General features: G+C 51.2%; 14 protein-coding genes. 13 read left to right on the top strand and 1 reads right to left on the bottom strand.

The window, feature by feature from the left end; genetic code table 11:
- The 3 genes from ACI31J_RS01380 to ACI31J_RS01370 form a co-directional block, all read left to right on the top strand.
- Nucleotides 1-239 (top strand): glucuronate isomerase (locus tag ACI31J_RS01380; protein ID WP_439772683.1); only part of this gene is annotated, 239 nt, incomplete at its 5' end.
- Between the two features lie 61 nt (nt 240-300).
- Nucleotides 301-1,509, top strand: coding sequence for a condensation domain-containing protein (locus tag ACI31J_RS01375; RefSeq protein WP_439772682.1), 1,209 nt, complete (start codon nt 301-303; stop codon nt 1,507-1,509).
- Nucleotides 1,510-1,574: 65 nt separating this feature from the next.
- The gene (locus tag ACI31J_RS01370; RefSeq protein WP_439772681.1) at nt 1,575-2,600 is read left to right on the top strand and encodes a sugar kinase; all 1,026 of its coding nucleotides are present in this window, start codon (nt 1,575-1,577) and stop codon (nt 2,598-2,600) included.
- Nucleotides 2,601-2,715: 115 nt separating this feature from the next.
- On the opposite strand, the gene ACI31J_RS01365 is transcribed toward ACI31J_RS01370, so the two are convergent.
- Nucleotides 2,716-3,408 carry a GntR family transcriptional regulator gene (locus ACI31J_RS01365; RefSeq protein ID WP_439772680.1) on the bottom strand — a complete coding sequence of 231 codons (693 nt, stop codon included), beginning with the start codon at nt 3,406-3,408 and terminating at the stop codon, nt 2,716-2,718.
- Nucleotides 3,409-3,540: 132 nt separating this feature from the next.
- Between ACI31J_RS01365 and ACI31J_RS01360 the strand changes: the two genes are divergently transcribed.
- From ACI31J_RS01360 to ACI31J_RS01315, 10 genes are all read left to right on the top strand, one after another.
- Complete coding sequence (locus tag ACI31J_RS01360) at nt 3,541-5,172, top strand: mannitol dehydrogenase family protein (RefSeq protein WP_439772679.1); 1,632 nt, start codon at nt 3,541-3,543, stop codon at nt 5,170-5,172.
- Between the two features lie 15 nt (nt 5,173-5,187).
- Nucleotides 5,188-6,261 (top strand): mannonate dehydratase, encoded by a 1,074-nt coding sequence (gene uxuA / locus ACI31J_RS01355; protein ID WP_439772678.1) that lies wholly within the window; start codon nt 5,188-5,190, stop codon nt 6,259-6,261.
- Nucleotides 6,262-6,382: 121 nt separating this feature from the next.
- Nucleotides 6,383-7,936 carry an MFS transporter gene (locus ACI31J_RS01350; RefSeq protein WP_439772677.1) on the top strand — a complete coding sequence of 518 codons (1,554 nt, stop codon included), beginning with the start codon at nt 6,383-6,385 and terminating at the stop codon, nt 7,934-7,936.
- Between the two features lie 5 nt (nt 7,937-7,941).
- Nucleotides 7,942-9,411: a glucuronate isomerase gene (gene uxaC / locus ACI31J_RS01345; protein ID WP_439772676.1), complete on the top strand. Its 1,470-nt coding sequence runs from the start codon at nt 7,942-7,944 to the stop codon at nt 9,409-9,411.
- 212 nt (nt 9,412-9,623) lie between these two features.
- Entirely contained in the window at nt 9,624-9,794 is a 171-nt protein-coding gene (locus tag ACI31J_RS01340) for a hypothetical protein (protein WP_439772675.1), read from the top strand.
- 287 nt (nt 9,795-10,081) lie between these two features.
- A complete protein-coding gene (locus ACI31J_RS01335) occupies nt 10,082-11,503 on the top strand; it encodes a tagaturonate reductase (protein ID WP_439772674.1) in 1,422 nt (473 codons plus the stop codon).
- A gap of 4 nt (nt 11,504-11,507) precedes the next feature.
- Nucleotides 11,508-12,992, top strand: coding sequence for a UxaA family hydrolase (locus ACI31J_RS01330; RefSeq protein ID WP_439772673.1), 1,485 nt, complete (start codon nt 11,508-11,510; stop codon nt 12,990-12,992).
- Between the two features lie 17 nt (nt 12,993-13,009).
- On the top strand, nt 13,010-13,885 hold the full coding sequence (locus ACI31J_RS01325; protein WP_439772672.1) for an aldose 1-epimerase family protein: 876 nt from the start codon (nt 13,010-13,012) through the stop codon (nt 13,883-13,885).
- 24 nt (nt 13,886-13,909) lie between these two features.
- A complete protein-coding gene (locus ACI31J_RS01320; protein WP_439772671.1) occupies nt 13,910-14,563 on the top strand; it encodes a bifunctional 2-keto-4-hydroxyglutarate aldolase/2-keto-3-deoxy-6-phosphogluconate aldolase in 654 nt (217 codons plus the stop codon).
- A 15-nt stretch (nt 14,564-14,578) separates the two neighbouring features.
- On the top strand, nt 14,579-16,084 hold the full coding sequence (locus tag ACI31J_RS01315) for a UxaA family hydrolase (RefSeq protein WP_439772670.1): 1,506 nt from the start codon (nt 14,579-14,581) through the stop codon (nt 16,082-16,084).
- Nucleotides 16,085-16,150: the final 66 nt, after the last annotated feature.

Below are 16,150 nucleotides of genomic sequence, written 5' to 3'. Positions count from 1 at the left end.
GGATGCTGACTGACTCCCGGAGCTTCCTGTCATACCCACGGCACGAATACTTCCGTCGGGTACTGTGCAACTTCATCGGTAGTCTGGTTGAACAAGGCCGGGCACCAGAAGACGAAGAATACCTGGGCAAGATTGTTCAAGACATTGCTTACAACAACGCTTATGAATACTTTGGCTTCTTTGGCGATGCCAAGCCAGCTGAACTCTTTGATAAGCACGAAAATCCTTTCCAATACTAATTGATGGAATGGTAAGGCTGGGAGCTTATCCCAGCCTTTTTTGTTATTAGGGGGTAGTAAAATGACGGTATATCAAGGCGAACCGTTGAACATTCTGCACACGATTGGAATGCAGGAACTGTATCCCATCATCCGGATCAACTTTACGGTCCGCGGGAAGTTTGATCAGGAACGGTTTGAACAAGCGCTACTAAAGTGTGGGCAGGTCGTTCCGGAACTTTTCTGCAAGTATGTGCTACAGGACAACAGCTTTGTTCCGGTCACCAGCGACCTGACGGGGGTCTTATTTAAGGGGTCAGATCCGGACAAAGACAGTGCCGACTGGGACCTCTTTAACGATCCGCAACTGCGGGTGTACTTAAACCAGGGTCACGACGGGGTGGCGGTGACCATCTTCTTGAGCCACATCTTAACCGATGGTGCCGGGGCCAAACAGCTGTTGGCCCTTCTGGCGAAGGCTTATAATGGTGACGCGCTGGCCGGGGTTAAGAACCACCAGGACATTGACTGGCTGCGTCAACTGCTTAAAGAACACCCGGTTACGGTCAGCCAGCACACCGATCATCCGGCCAAGCCGTTATCAATGCCGGAGCTAGCCGACCACACTAATCAACTGCGGCGCACCCAGTTCCTGAGTTTGAGTCAGGAAACCACGGCCGCCCTGGTCAAGGCCAGCCACAATCAGGGGGTAACGTTGAACGACCTCTTCATGGCGGCTTTTGGGCAGGCGGTGCAACGCTACTCGGCGACCGACCAAATCTCTTTAGCCTGCCCAACTGACATGCGGCAGTTTATTCCGGGACCACGGCAGTTGCGGGTGGCTAACCATACTTCCCGTTACAACATTGCCGTTCCCGCGGAGCCGAGCGGGCCGTTTGCTGAGACCGTCCAGGCGGTTCACCAGGCGATGGCCGCCAATAAGCAGGACTTCCAGTGCCTGGCCTCGGTGAAGACCCTGGTCGATAACTACGACCGTTATTCGCTTGAGAAGCTCCAACAGATCTGCGAGGACAACTACCATGTCCGGTCGATTTCCTACACCAACTTTGGGGTGGTCAGTTTCCAGTTTGCCGGGTGCACAATTACGGACTTCAACATGCTAGGCAGTTACCGGCGGGCCCCGATGTTCCAGGTGGCGGTCAGCACGTATGCTGGTCAGCTGAACTTTGCCTATGCCATGATCGGTAACGATGAAGAGGCCCGGGTCGGTAACACGGTGATGGAAATGATGCGGGATCTCTTGACTAACTATGCCCTGAAATTTTCGTGATCCGAACGGTTGTTAACGTTTACAAACCTGATATAATGATAAAAAAGTTAAAGGAGAAGTTGAGTATGAAAAAGATCGTTACTTTTGGTGAAATGATGATGCGGCTAAAGCCTTCCCACATGCGGCGGGTACTCCAGGCCAACCAGTTTGATGTTGACTACGGTGGCTCTGAAGCCAACGTCGCCGTTTCCCTGAGCCTGTTTGGGGATGACGCCGCCTACGTTTCAAAGTTCCCTGAAAACGTCCTTGGGCAGGCCGCCATTGATAAGCTCCGTGAATTTGGCGTTGACACCTCCCGCGTTCTTCACGGGGGTCCGCGCTTGGGAATGTACGTTTTTGAAAAGGGCCACAGCATCCGGTCGACCAAGGTAACCTACGACCGGGCGGGTAGTTCCTTTGCCAGCTCTAAGGCGGCTGAATACGACTGGAGCGAGCTGCTGGCCGGGGCCGACTACTTCTACTTCAGCGGGATTACGCCGGCATTGTCGACCGAACTGCGGCAGGCGGTCCTGAGTGCCTGTGAGTACTGCAAGGAAAACGGGATCAAGGTTGCCTGTGACCTGAACTTCCGGGGCAAGTTGTGGACACCGGAAGAGGCCCAGGCCTTCATGAAGAAGATCATGCCATACCTGACCATCTGCCTGGTTAACGACGAGGACTTTGAACAGTCACTGGGCATTCACGCCTTCGATGGTGACATGTCACACGGGATCGAGCAGAAGAGCACCTTTGAAAACGGAATGCGGGAGATCGTCAAGCGCTACCCGAACGTCAAGGTGGTTGCCAGCGTGCTGCGGAACATCCAATCCGTTGACAAGTCAACCTGGATGGGCCTGGTCTTGAAGGACGGCAAGTTCACCGAGAGTCCAGCCTACAAGGTCGACGTCTTGGAAGGGGTTGCCGGTGGTGACGCCTTTGGTGGCGGACTGATGCACGGGATTCTCAACGACTTTGACGACCAGGAACTAGTGGACTACGCCATCGCGGCCAGTGTGCTTAAGCTGACCGTGCAGGGTGACCTCAACGTAACGACCGAAGCCGATGTGCGGGCGGTCATGGACGGCGGGGCCGGTGTCCGGGTTTCCCGTTAATGGCAACGAAACCGTTTGATCACTTCCGGTGGTCAGATATTCTATAACAAGTACGTCAAAGGGCGGGGTGATAGAAAATATCACCCCGCCCTTTTGTGTTATTCTGATATATTAGTTATTTGTCCGGACCGTAATTTGCAAAGTAAGTTGGAAAGGCGTCGATCAGGCTATCTTCCTCCGTGAGCATGCGGTGCATATGGTTAGCGGTCAGCCGCTCCACCTCGTTGATGTCCTTGGCCTGAACGGCTTTTAGGATGGCCCGGTGCCCCTCTAGTAGGTCCTTCTTGGAGAGCCCCGCGACCTTCAGCCGCAGGAAGCGGAAGCGGTCAAACGGGATGTTGATCTTTTTCAGCCACTCCCAGATGTGTGCATGGTCGGTGATGACGTAGAAGTAACGGTGAAACTCGTCGTCGCTGGCGAGGAAGGCCGGGAAATCACCGTTTTTCATGACGATTTCTTGCTGGTCGAGGATGTGTTGGAAATGGATCTGTTGTTCGGCGGTGATATCGAGGGCGGCGGCGTTACGCATGATGCGCTGTTCCACGCTGGTCCGCACGAAGCGGGCATCCAGGACCTCTTTCATGTCGATCTTTGATATATAAGTTCCGGATTGGGGAATGACGTTGATCAGGTTCTCCTGCCGCAGCTGAAGTAGGGCTTCACGAACCGGTGTCCGGCCGATGCCGATGTCGGCCTCCACCTTTTTTTCGGAGATCTTTTGCCCGGGGGCGTAGTCAGCCTCAACGATTTTCTTGATGAGGATCTGGTAGGCTTGACCGGTTAGGTTGCTGTTTTGCGTGCTATTCATTTGATGTTCCTCCATTATTTGTAATTATTATACCATTTATTTTTTATACGGAATTCGATTGACAAAGGTACTGGAAGCGTTTACTATATGTGAACTGATATATTAGTATATCAATACAGGAGGAAAAGCGACATGGTGAAATTATTAGATGACTATCAAAAAGACGCACCGGCGTTTCACCGGGCGGGCATTACGGTTCCTCAATTTGATCAGGACCAGATGATCGACGCGACTGAAAAGAACCCAGTTTGGGTTCACTTCGGCGGCGGGAACCTGTTCCGGTGCTTCCATTCAATGATTGCCCAGCAACTGCTGAACAGCGGCGACCTGCAGAGTGGGATCATCGTTGCGGAAACCTATGACGATGAGGTAATTGACCAGGTGTACCACCCGGAGAAGAACCGTTTCTTAGCGGTGGAAATGAAGAGTGACGGGACCCTTGCCAAAGAACTGGTTGCCAGTGTTGCCGATAGCGTCTATGCTGGGGCCGATAACCAGGCGGGCCGTGCACAGCTTGCACAAATCTTTACCAAGCCATCGCTGCAGCTGGCGACCTTTTCAATTACTGAAAAGGGGTACGCCCTGACGGATATGAACGGTGAACTGACGAAGGCGGCCGCGGCCGATATCGCCAACGGGCCCGCCAACCCGGTCACCAACATGGGCTTTGTTACCAGCCTGCTCCTAGCCCGTTACCAGGCCAATCAGGCACCAATTGCGATGGTCAGCACGGATAACTTCTCCCAAAATGGTCAACGCCTTCAGGACGCAGTAATGCAGATTGCCAATGGTTGGCGCAAGAACGGCTTGGTCGACCAGGGCTTTCTCAATTACCTGGCCGACCGGGACAAGGTGACCTTCCCCTGGAGCATGATCGACCGGATCACACCAAACCCATCGGCAGAAGTTGCCAAGCAGCTGCAAGCAGACGGTTTTGAAGACACCGCCCTGGTTCACACGACCAAGCACACCAACATCGCTCCGTTTGGGAACACCGAGGAAACCCACTACCTGGTGATCGAGGCCGACTTTCCAAATGGCCGTCCGGCACTGGAGAAGGCGGGCGTGATGATGACGGACCGGGAAACGGTTAACGACGCTGACCAGATGAAGGTCACGGCCTGCCTGAACCCCCTGCACACCGCCCTGGCGATTTTTGGCTGCCTGCTGGGTTTCAAGTCGATTGCCAGTGAAGCTGCCGATCCGGATCTGCTGAAGATGATTAAGAACCTCGGCTATGGCGAAGATCTGCCGGTGGTTAAGAATCCGGGAATCATTAACCCGAAGGAATTCATTGACACCCTGGTTACGAAGCGGCTGCCAAACAAGAATATTCCGGATACCCCCCAACGGATCGCTTCGGACACCTCACAAAAGGTCGGGATCCGTTACGGGGTGACCCTCCAGCACTACGTTGATGATCCTGATCGTGATCCCGCGGATCTTGAATTCATCCCGCTGGTTATCGCGGGCTGGTGCCGCTACCTGATGGCAATTAACGATGATGGGACAGCGTTTACGCCGAGTCCTGATCCGCTGTACGACCAGCTTCACGAATACGTTGCCGGAATCAAGCTTGGCGAACAGGCCGATGTCCATGCCGCCCTGCAGCCAATTCTGAGCAATACAGCAATCTTTGGGAACGACCTTTACGAGATTGGAATTGGTGAAAAGGTCGAGGGCGCCTTCGCCCAGATGATTAAAGGACCCGGAGCGGTTCGGGCCACGATTCAAACAACACTGAATAAGTTTGGTAAGTACTAAGAGGAGGAACTAATAATGAAGAACATGGGATTTCGCTGGTATGGCGATGGTAATGATTCAATCAAGTTATCGGATATTCGTCAGATTCCAGGAACAACACAAGTAGTTGGGGCCTTATTTGACATTCCGGTTGGCGAAGTTTGGCCAAAGGAACGGATTGCCGCACTGAAGAAGGAAGTCGAAGATGCCGGCTTGAAGCTGGAGGTCATCGAATCCGTCAACATTCACGACGACATCAAGATCGGGCTGCCAAGCCGGGATAAGTACATTGAAAACTACAAGGAGGCGATCAAGAACCTGGCCGCCTACGGCATCAAGGTGATCTGCTACAACTTCATGCCGATCTTTGACTGGGTCCGGACCGACCTCCACTACCCACTGGCCGATGGCTCCACGGACATGGCCTTCCAGCACAAGTATGTTGAAGGCTCTCCGGAAGACATCATCAAGTCGGTGGAAAAGAATTCTAATGGCTACGTCCTTCCTGGTTGGGAACCGGAACGGCTGGCCGAGGTCAAGCGGCTCTTTGAAGCATACAAGGACGTTGATGAACAGAAGCTGCGGGAAAACCTGAAGTACTTCCTGGATGCCATCATTCCAACCTGTGAGAAGTATGACGTTCGGATGGCCATGCACCCCGATGATCCGCCGATGCCGCTCTTTGGCCTGCCACGGATCTACAAGAACCGCGAGGACATGCTCAAGATTGAACAAATGCACGAATCGAAGTACAACGGCTTTACCATTTGTACAGGGAGTCTCGGGGAGAACCCCAAGAACGATGTCCCAGCCATTATTCGGGAGTTTGTTAAGAAGGATCGGGCGCCGTTTATTCACGCCCGCAACATCAAGTTCATGGGCAATGGTGACTTCCACGAGTCCGCGCACCTGTCATCAGAAGGGTCACTGGACATGTACGAAATCATGAAGGCCCTCTATGATACTGGCTTTGATGGCTACATTCGTCCAGACCACGGTCGTGATATCTGGGGCGAACAGGGACGGCCTGGTTACGGCCTGTACGACCGGGCCCTGGGCATCACCTACCTGAATGGACTGTGGGAAGCAATTCAAAAAGATAATAAGTAATTCGAGTATTACCAAACTATACCAAAGGTACTCGTACGCTCATCGAATAGTTTGATAAGGGTACGAGTACCTTTTTATGCCTTTTGTGAAAAAATGAGCTTTTTGAAAAGATGGTGAAATTATGGATAAACAGAAGAAATCAAAAACTAGTTGGGTCTATACACCAAAAAAGATTAACGTTTGGCGGGGCATTGGTTTCGGAATGAACGACCTAATGGGCGGTGGTTGGAATAACATCGTTTCTGGGGTTATTTTCGTCTTTGTTATGAGTAACGGGATTAGTCCGGCGCTGGCCGGAGCAATCACTGGGATTGGGCGGATCTTTGATGCCCTCTTTTCGCTATTCTTCGGGGCCATTACCGATGGTTTCTACCGGAACAAGTTGGGGCAGAAGTTTGGCCGGCGGCACTTCTTCATCTTACTCGGGGGGATCCTCTTTGCGGTCGTCTTCCCGTTATTCTGGGTGAAGTCGACCAACTGGATTTACTACCTGATTATCTACGTTGCCATTGAATTAATCATTGCGATGATTCTGATTCCGTGGGAAACGTTGCCAACCGAAATGACGGATGATTACAACCTGCGGACGGTGCTCTCTGGTTCGCGGATGGTCATCTCCGCTACGGGGACGGCGCTGGTCTTCTTCATCTTGGCGGCCCTCAAGCACGCCCAGAACCCTAATGCATACCTGATCACTGGTATTATTTGGACGATTATCTTTGTGATTGCTATTTTTACGTCTTACCGGAGCACGTGGGAACGGCCGTTGACTGAGGACTATGTTAAGAAACTGAACGCCGCACCGCACCTTTCCCTGAGTGAATTTATGAAGAAGACGGTTGAAGACTACTTTTCCACGTTTAAGAACAAGTCCTTCCGCCAGCACCTGGCAATTTACCTGCTTTCGTTTACCGGGAAGGACTTCTACTCAACGATGCTGCCAACCTTCATTGTTTGCTGCATCAATGGTGCCAAGGACGACCTGCCGTGGACACTGCAGGCCCTGTCAGCGGTTGGGATCCTGGCAACCCTGGCAGCAACCAAGCTGATGATTTCCCATGGCCCTCGTTTCCTGTACGGGTTGGGCTACTCGACAATTATTCTGACGATGGTTGGGTACATTGTTACCTGGATCTTTGATGTTAACAATCCGGTGGTCATCCTAATCGTCATTTCCCTGTTCTACCAGTGTGGTCGGGCCATCCTGGAATTCACACCATGGAACGTCTTCCCGTTTATTCCAGACGTTGACCGGATCATGACCCGGCAGGACCGGGCTGGGATCTACGCCGCGGTAATGACCTTCTTCCGGAAGTCAACCGGGGCAATTGCCTCCTGGATTGCCGGGATCCTGCTCGAGGTGATCGGCTTCAACTCCAAGACGATGCTCAACTACGGAACGACGCCACACTCAATTCAATTTGGGATCATGCTGATCTTCTTTGTTGGTCCGGTAGTGCTTGTTGGCTGGGCGCTCTGGATTTCACGGAAGTTCAAGCTCAACCGTGATACGCATGAGGTCTTGAAGCAAGAGATCACTCGTCTGGAGAACGGTGGTTCCAAGGCGGACGTTAAGCCTGAAACTAAGAAGGTTGTCGAAGAATTAACTGGTGAACCTTACGCCAAGGTATGGCCAAATATTGATGATACGCAGGCTGAAAATAATCGGGGGTAATTAAAATGGGATTAATCGATAAAAATTTCTTATTAACCAATAACTGGGCCAAGAAGCTGTTCTTTGACTATGCCAAGGATATGCCGATTATTGACTATCACTGTCACCTGGTACCAAAGGAAATTTACGAAAATAAGAACTATAAAAATATTACCCGGGTCTGGCTCAACGACGGAAACTATGGTGACCACTACAAGTGGCGTCTGATGCGGGCCAACGGTGTTCCTGAAGAACTGATCACCGGTGACGGCGACGACTACGACAAGTTTATGGCCTGGGCCGGCACGATCGAAAAGGCAGTTGGTAACCCGGTTTACGAATGGACGCACCTGGAACTGCGGCGCTTCTTCGGCATCGATGAACCACTGACCACCAAGAACGCTCCAGAAGTTTGGAAGAAGGCCAACGCCCTCTTGCAAACCGAAGACTTCAAGCCGCGCAACCTGATCAAGCTGTCCAACGTCAAGGCAGTCTGCACCACGGATGATCCAGCATCCGACCTGCACTACCACAAGCTGTTGAAGAAAGACGAGCGCGAAAACGGCTTCCGGACCCTGCCAGCCATGCGGCCTGACAACCTGATCTACATCGATAAGGATAGCTACGGGAAATACCTTGAGGAACTGGGGACCGTTAGCGGTGTTAAGATCTCATCATTCAAGGATATCTTGACGGCAATGGACAAGCGCTTTGCGTACTTCAATGACCTGGGCGCCCGGCTTTCGGATCATTCATTGAGCACTTACCATTTCATTGAGGCTAGTGATGATGTCCTAGACCGCATTGTTGATGAGGCTATTCGCAACGAACCGTTAACCGACGTTGAACGGGACCAGTATTTGACGATGCTGATGGAAGGCTTAATGAAGCTGAACAAGAAGTATAACTGGACAATGCAATTCCACAACAATGTTTTGCGGAGCATCAACCGGCCGATGTTTGACAAGATCGGTCCGGATACCGGTTTTGATTCGATGGGCACTCAACCGGACATGGTTGCCCAAATTCAGAAACTCTTTACCAGAATGAAGGACGAAGATGGCTTGCCGAAGATCATTTTCTATTCATTGAACCCGAATGACTGGTTGCAATTAGTAACCCTGATGGGCTGCTTCCTTGAAGGCGGCAAGCAACGGATGCAACTGGGGGCTGCATGGTGGTTCAACGACACTGCTGAAGGGATGACTACCCAACTGCGTGACTTTGCACAACAAAGCCTCCTGCCAAACTTCGTCGGGATGCTGACCGACTCCCGGAGCTTCCTGTCTTACCCACGGCACGAATACTTCCGGCGGGTACTGTGCAACTTCTTTGGTAACCTGGTTGAACAAGGCCGGGCACCAGAAGACGAAGAATACTTGGGCAAGATCATTCAAGATATTGCTTACAACAACGCTTATGAATACTTTGGCTTCTTTGGCGATGCCAAGCCAGCTGAACTCTTTGAGAAGCATGAAAATCCTTTCCAATTTTAACGAGTCAAAAGATTTCTGTTAATTTAGAAGACGCGGCTCCGCTCACAGGATGAGGACAGGAATTATTAGTCAGCGGATTAGGTGTCGAACTAGAAACCGCTTACAGAGAAAAAACAAGTCAAACCCCTTGCATCTAGGTCAATCGATAGTAAAATATAACCTGTTCACGTTAACATTAAATCATTGATTGATCTGTGAGAGGAGTAATCATAATGAACTTTTTGAAGACATTTCTATTTTTCGTAATTGCTAGTGCTGCTTTGGCGGGGGTGGCAAGTGCCAGCTCCCTGTACACGAGCTCGGCAAGCAACAATACTGGTGTAACGCAACAGATGGCCAACGTTATTGCTAAGAATAGCGAGGCTGTTAACCACCAATTTTAGTAAGTAGTTTCCATTGAAAGCCAAAGGGCTACGGGCGACTGTAGCCCTTCGCTTTAAAAATATTTGATCACATCTAAACAATTATGCTAAAAGCATTGCATGTTTCACGTTAACATTCTATAATAAAAAGCGTAGTGATAGCGCATCCATCCGTTGCGACCACAATAATGGGGGCTACGCCATAAACAACCAACTGTCTTTGATACGAAATGCACATCATCCTCTCACAGATAAAATTTCGGGTTGGTTGTTTTATTTTATAGATTTTGGTTTTTGGAGGGTCAAACATGGAAAGACTTAACAACAGTTTTCGTAAACTACCGCAATACCCAAACAAGGTTATCCAATTTGGTGAGGGTAACTTCCTGCGGGCATTCATCGACTGGCAGATTCACCAGATGAACAAGCAGGGCCTGTTCAAGGGTGGTGTTCAAATCGTTCAGCCACTGCCGCAAGGACGGATCAAGGAACTCGACGAACAAGACGACCTGTACACCGTTTTGCTAGAAGGTATTCTGGACGGCAAGAAGATTCAAAGCCACGAGATCATCGAATCTATTAACGGCACCGTTAACCCGTACACCGATTACGACAAGTACATGGCCCTGGCGGAAGACGACAACATTGAAGTGATCTTCTCTAACACCACGGAAGCCGGAATCGAATTTGTTCCATCAGACACGTTGGAAGCCATTAAGAAGGGTGAAAAGAGCTCATACCCAGCCAAGCTGACTGCCTTGCTGTACCACCGCTTCGAATTAGGTAAGAAGGGCTTCCACATCATCCCATGTGAACTGATTAACCACAACGGGGATGCATTAAAGAAGGCCATCCTGCAATACGCTGACCTTTGGAACCTCGGCCAGGACTTTGTTGACTGGATCAACAACGACAACGAATTCTACTCGACCCTGGTTGACCGGATCGTGCCAGGTTACCCACGCGATCGGGCTGCCGACTTGGAGAAGGAATGGGGATACAAGGACCAGAACATGGTCAAGACCGAACCATTCCTGATCTTCGTAATCGAAGGTAGCAAGGACATTGAAAAGGTCCTGCCACTGAAGGAAGCCAACATCAACCTGGTGGTTACTGATGACATGCAGCCATACCGTAACCGGAAAGTTTCTATCTTGAACGGTCCCCACACGACGATGTCACCAATTGGCCGGCTTGCTGGTCTCGAGACGGTTGGTCAGGTTATGGATGACAAGGACTTCTACAAGTTTATCGATGACGAAATGCACAAGGAAATCATCCCAGTTGTTCCACTGCCGAAGGACGAGCTGGAAAGCTACGCCAAGGGGATCCAAGAACGGTTTGAAAACCCATACGTCAAGCACCAATTAAGTGCATTGGCCCTCAACAGTATTTCCAAGTACGCTGCCCGGCTTCTGCCAAACTACAAGCGTTACTACGCTAAGTACGGTCAACTGCCAAAGCGGATGACCCTGGCCCTGGCTGCTTACCTGTGGATTTACAACGGCAAGTCCGAGTTTGAAATCAACGACACGGCTGACGTTACCGCCGGCTTTGAAAAGATCCAGGGCGACGAAAACTACATCCACGAAGCCCTTTCAAATGACGCTTTCTGGGGTGAGGACCTGACCAAGATTCCGGGACTGGAAGACTTGGTAACCAAGTACTACAATGAAATCGCCGAGAAGGGTACCCGGGCGATTGTGCAAGAAATTAACGCAGAGGAGTAATTTCATGGAAGATCTAGTGATCTTAAATGGCAACGACAACGTTGCGATTGCAACGAAGAAACTAGCCAATGGCGATACCGTAACGGTCAATGACAAGCAACTGAAACTGGTTAGCAGCATTTCTGCTGGCAGCAAGGTTGCCCTGCAGGCCATTGCGGCTGGTAAGGATGTCATTAAGCTGGGTCAGGTAATCGGCCGCTCAACTGCCGATATTGCTGCTGGTCAGCTGGTTGATGAAAGCAACCTTGAAAATGCCGCGGACGCCAAACCGTTGCCGGTGGATGACGACCTGAGTCAGTACGTCAGTCAGCAGACCTTTATGGGCTACCGGCGCAAGAACGGGAAGGTCGGGATCAGAAACGACCTCTTCATCGTCGCCACGGTTGGGTGCATTACCCCGTTGATGGACGTGATGGTGCAACAATTTAAGGCGGCCCATCCGGACAATGGGTCCTTTGATGACATTGTGCTTTTGAAGCACCCATACGGCTGTTCCCAACTTGGTGAAGACTTCGAACAGACGCGGCAGATCCTTTGTGACGCTGCCCTGCACCCGAACGCTGGTGGGGTCCTGCTCTTCGGACTGGGCTGTGAAAACAACCAGATGTCTGGGATGAAGGAGACCATTGAGAAGATGGCTGGAATCGATCCTGAACGGATGAAGTTCCTGGTGGCTCAAGACGTTAAGGACGAATTTGCCACTGCCCAGCAGATGCTCGAAGAATTGAACACGGCGGCGGCTAACGACCACCGTGAACCGGTGCCGTTGAGCGAGTTGAAGGTCGGCCTGCAAAGCGTACAGCCAGATGCTCTGGCACCACTGACAGCTAACCGGCTGCTTGCCCACCTCGCTAATGTGATCAACGCCAATGGAGGGAGCACGGTCCTAACCGGCCTGCCTGAACTGGCAGCAGCCCAGGACGACCTCGTTTCCCGGAGCGCGGATTCTAGCGTGGCCGAGAAGGTTAACCACGTCTTCGACCACATCCGCGACTACTATGACGAGTTTGATCAGGAACTGGTTAAGAAGCCGAGCGACAAGGAACTTGCTGAGGGCATCACCACGGCCAAGGAGGTCGCATTAAACGCGATCCAACTAGCCGGCAGTGCTCCAATTAGCGATGCATTGCTTTACGGCCACAAGGTAACAACGCCGGGATTAAACCTCTTGGAAGCACCGAACAACGACTTAATCGATGCTTCAGCGGCGGCGGCTGCGGATTGTCAAATGGTAGTGGTAAGCACTGGCGTTGCCACGCCATACGCCAGCTTTGTCCCATCTGTTAAGGTGGCTACCAACTCTGAGCTGGCCGCAAAGAAGCAACGGTGGTTTGACTACGATGGTGGTCAGGCCCTGTCTGAATCATTTGACAAGGCGGCTAAGGACTTCGTTGACTACATTATTAAGATTGCTAGCGGCGAAGAAACCAGTAACGAGAAGGCCGGCTTGCATGGCTTGGCAATCTTCAAGATTGGTGTTACGGAGTAATGAAAGGGTTGAATAAAATGATTAAAATTGAAAATGCAGAATTTAGTGCTGAAATCGACCCGCATGGTGCACAGTTAACCCACCTGATTAACAAAAAAGGCCAATTTGACTACATCTGGAACGGCAAGGAATGGGGTAAACACGCACCTGTTCTCTTCCCAGCAATCGGCCGTTCAAACGATGATGAATATGTTTTAGATGGGCAGACCTACCAGATGCCGCAGCATGGTTTCGCTGGCGACCAAGACTTCACGGTCGCCTACCAGTCCGCAAACGAATTGGTCCTGGAACTGGTTGCCAACGCGGAGACCAAGAAGATGTACCCGTTTGACTTCAAGCTGCAGGTGGCTTTCAAACTTTTGAGCACTGGCCTGTCTCTGAGCTTTGACGTTGAAAATAACTCTGACAAGGCGATGCCGTATTCACTCGGCTCCCACCCGGCATTCAACATCCCGATCAACGGAACGGCCAGTTTTGAAAATTACCGGGTTCGTTTCGATGGTGTCGAGGAGCCGCTGAATGTTTACGAGATCGTCAAGACGCCTCATCCGTACCGGACAGGAAAGGAAGAATTGCTTTCCAGCACCAACGAACTACGGCTCAACTACGCCACCTTTAAGCCAGGCCTGCGGATCATCAGCAACCCTGGTGTTAAGAGTGTCAAGGTGTTCTCACCATTGACGGCGCACGCCATTCAACTGGATGTGCAAGAATTCAAGAACATCTGTCTGTGGACCAAGGAAGATCAGGACTGTCGCTTCCTGTGTGTTGAACCGTTTAACGGTCTTCCCGATGTCCTCGGCGAACCCGTCGATTGGATGAAGAAGCCCGGCAATATTATCTTGCCGGCCCACTCAAACAAAGTTTCCCAATACGAAATGCATTTGTCATAAAAATAAAGAAGGAGCAATTGTAGTATGTTACCAAAATATGAAGCACTGAAAGCTGTTGAAAAGGCGGGAATCCTCGCCGTTGTTCGTGGACGGAGCGAAGAAAATGCCTACAAGATTTCCAAGGCCAGCATCAAGGGTGGCGTCAAGGCCATCGAACTTGCCTTCACTTCCCCAAACGCTGATGTGACGATCAAGCACTTAAACGAAGAATTTGCGGACGATCCTGAAGTCGTGGTTGGTGCCGGTACTGTTCTTGACCCTGCCACTGCTCGGATGGCCATGGTTGCCGGTGCCAAGTTCATCGTCAGCCCTTCCTACAACGAAGAAGTTGCTAAGTTATGTAACCTGTATGCTGTTCCATACATGCCAGGTTGCTTCACCCCAACTGAGGTTCAACAAGCCCTCACGACTGGTGCAGACGTTGTTAAGATCTTCCCTGGTGCGATTGCCGGTGTCAAGATGATCCCTGAACTGCAAGGACCATTCCCACAGGCTAACATCATGCCAAGTGGTGGTGTTTCCCTGGACAACATGAAGGACTGGTTCAAGGCTGGTGCATTCTGTGTTGGTGCCGGTGGTAGCCTGGTTGGCCCTGGTGCTGACGGTGACTACGACCAAGTAACCGAGAATGCTAAGAAGTTCCATGAGGAATTGCTGCGGATTCGGAGCGAAAAGTAAAAGGGGTTATGAATAATGAATAATTTCATTATTTTGGATGAACATGATTCCGTGGCCGTTGCGCTGCAGGACTTGGCGAAGGGGACCGTCCTGAAGACCAAGGACCATGGCGACGTGGTAACCACCGAAGACATCACCCGTGGGCACAAGATTGCCCTGGAAGACATCAAGAAAGGGGCCGACATTATCAAGTACGGCTTCCCGATCGGTCACGCCACCCAGGATATCAAGCGCGGTGAGCATGTTCACATTCACAACATTGCCACGAATCTTTCTGGCGAATTGGAATACCACTACGATCCAATTAAGATCACGTCCAAGGTACAGAAGGATGATCGGCACTTCATGGGTTATAAGCGGCCGAACGGCAAGGTCGGAATCCGAAATGACCTGTACATCATCCCAGCGGTGGGTTCAGTGAGTGAACTGATCGACCCGCTGGTCACCCAATTTAAGGCCCTCCACCCGGACAACGGGAATTTCGATAACGTCGTACCGCTCAAACACACTTACGGGATCGATACGCCGCAGGACAATTATGCCCGGGCCCGCAAGATCCTGGTCGACGCGGCCTTGCAGCCAAATGCTGGTGCTGTCATGATCTGTGGCCTCGGCAGCGAGGACGACAGTGAACTTGCTGAGATGAAGCACTTGCTGGAAGAAGCCAACGGAACAATTGACCCTCAGCGGATCAAGTTCCTGTCATCGGCTGACAGTGACGATGAACTTACCGCTGGCCTGGAAATGCTGGAAGAGCTGAACGATGCGGTGGCTGATGACCACCGGACTCCGCAGCCGTTGAACGAGCTCAAGATCGGCTTGAAGTGTGGGGGCTCTGATGGCTTGTCCGGGGTCACCGCCAACCCGCTGCTGGGTCGGCTGTCTGACTTCGTTGCTGCCCAGGGTGGGACGACCGTCTTATCAGAAGTGCCGGAAATGTTTGGCGCTGAGACCATCCTGATGTCCCGGGCCAAGGATGAGGCGACGTTTGACAAGATCGTGGACCTGATCAACAACTTCAAGGCCTACTTCGAACGCTTCCACCAGCCAATCTACGAAAACCCGTCACCTGGTAACAAGGCCGGCGGAATTTCAACCCTGGAAGACAAGTCCCTGGGTTGTACGCAGAAGTCTGGTACGTCAGCCGTTAACGATGTTTTGCAGTACGGTGATAAGATTAAGACCAAGGGCCTTAACCTGCTGCAGGCACCAGGGAACGACCTGGTTTCCTCATCGGCAGAAGCATCTGCTGACTGCCAGATGGTCCTGTTTACGACTGGTCGGGGGACGCCGTTTGCCACCTACGTGCCGACGGTTAAGGTTTCTTCAAATTCCTACATTGCTAACCTGAAACCTCGTTGGATCGATTTTGACGCGGGTCAACTGATGAACGAATCGATGGATGAACTGGCAGACAAGTTTATCCAGTACATCATCGACGTTGCCAGCGGTAAGAAGACCAATAACGAGAAGTATGACGTTCACGGAATTGCGATCTTCAAGACCGGAGTCACGGAATAATTTCCATATAAAAATAAGGAGTTGCGATAAATCGTCGTAACTCCTTATTTTTGCGTTTAAATGTTA

Source organism: Limosilactobacillus sp., assembly GCF_051873075.1.
GTDB lineage: Bacteria > Bacillota > Bacilli > Lactobacillales > Lactobacillaceae > Limosilactobacillus.
Note: the sequence above shows the minus strand (reverse complement) of the source record. Positions and strands in the feature narration are given on the sequence as shown.

What these genes read in the sequence shown, in the direction of transcription:
- ACI31J_RS01370 (WP_439772681.1), top strand. Translation starts at nt 1,575, where the DNA reads ATGAAAAAGATCGTTACTTTTGGTGAAATGATGATGCGGCTAAAGCCT.
- ACI31J_RS01335 (WP_439772674.1), top strand. Translation starts at nt 10,082, where the DNA reads ATGGAAAGACTTAACAACAGTTTTCGTAAACTACCGCAATACCCAAAC.
- ACI31J_RS01365 (WP_439772680.1), bottom strand. Translation starts at nt 3,408, where the DNA reads ATGAATAGCACGCAAAACAGCAACCTAACCGGTCAAGCCTACCAGATC.
- ACI31J_RS01375 (WP_439772682.1), top strand. Translation starts at nt 301, where the DNA reads ATGACGGTATATCAAGGCGAACCGTTGAACATTCTGCACACGATTGGA.
- uxuA (WP_439772678.1), top strand. Translation starts at nt 5,188, where the DNA reads ATGAAGAACATGGGATTTCGCTGGTATGGCGATGGTAATGATTCAATC.
- ACI31J_RS01325 (WP_439772672.1), top strand. Translation starts at nt 13,010, where the DNA reads ATGATTAAAATTGAAAATGCAGAATTTAGTGCTGAAATCGACCCGCAT.
- ACI31J_RS01360 (WP_439772679.1), top strand. Translation starts at nt 3,541, where the DNA reads ATGGTGAAATTATTAGATGACTATCAAAAAGACGCACCGGCGTTTCAC.
- ACI31J_RS01340 (WP_439772675.1), top strand. Translation starts at nt 9,624, where the DNA reads ATGAACTTTTTGAAGACATTTCTATTTTTCGTAATTGCTAGTGCTGCT.
- ACI31J_RS01350 (WP_439772677.1), top strand. Translation starts at nt 6,383, where the DNA reads ATGGATAAACAGAAGAAATCAAAAACTAGTTGGGTCTATACACCAAAA.
- ACI31J_RS01315 (WP_439772670.1), top strand. Translation starts at nt 14,579, where the DNA reads ATGAATAATTTCATTATTTTGGATGAACATGATTCCGTGGCCGTTGCG.
- ACI31J_RS01320 (WP_439772671.1), top strand. Translation starts at nt 13,910, where the DNA reads ATGTTACCAAAATATGAAGCACTGAAAGCTGTTGAAAAGGCGGGAATC.
- uxaC (WP_439772676.1), top strand. Translation starts at nt 7,942, where the DNA reads ATGGGATTAATCGATAAAAATTTCTTATTAACCAATAACTGGGCCAAG.
- ACI31J_RS01330 (WP_439772673.1), top strand. Translation starts at nt 11,508, where the DNA reads ATGGAAGATCTAGTGATCTTAAATGGCAACGACAACGTTGCGATTGCA.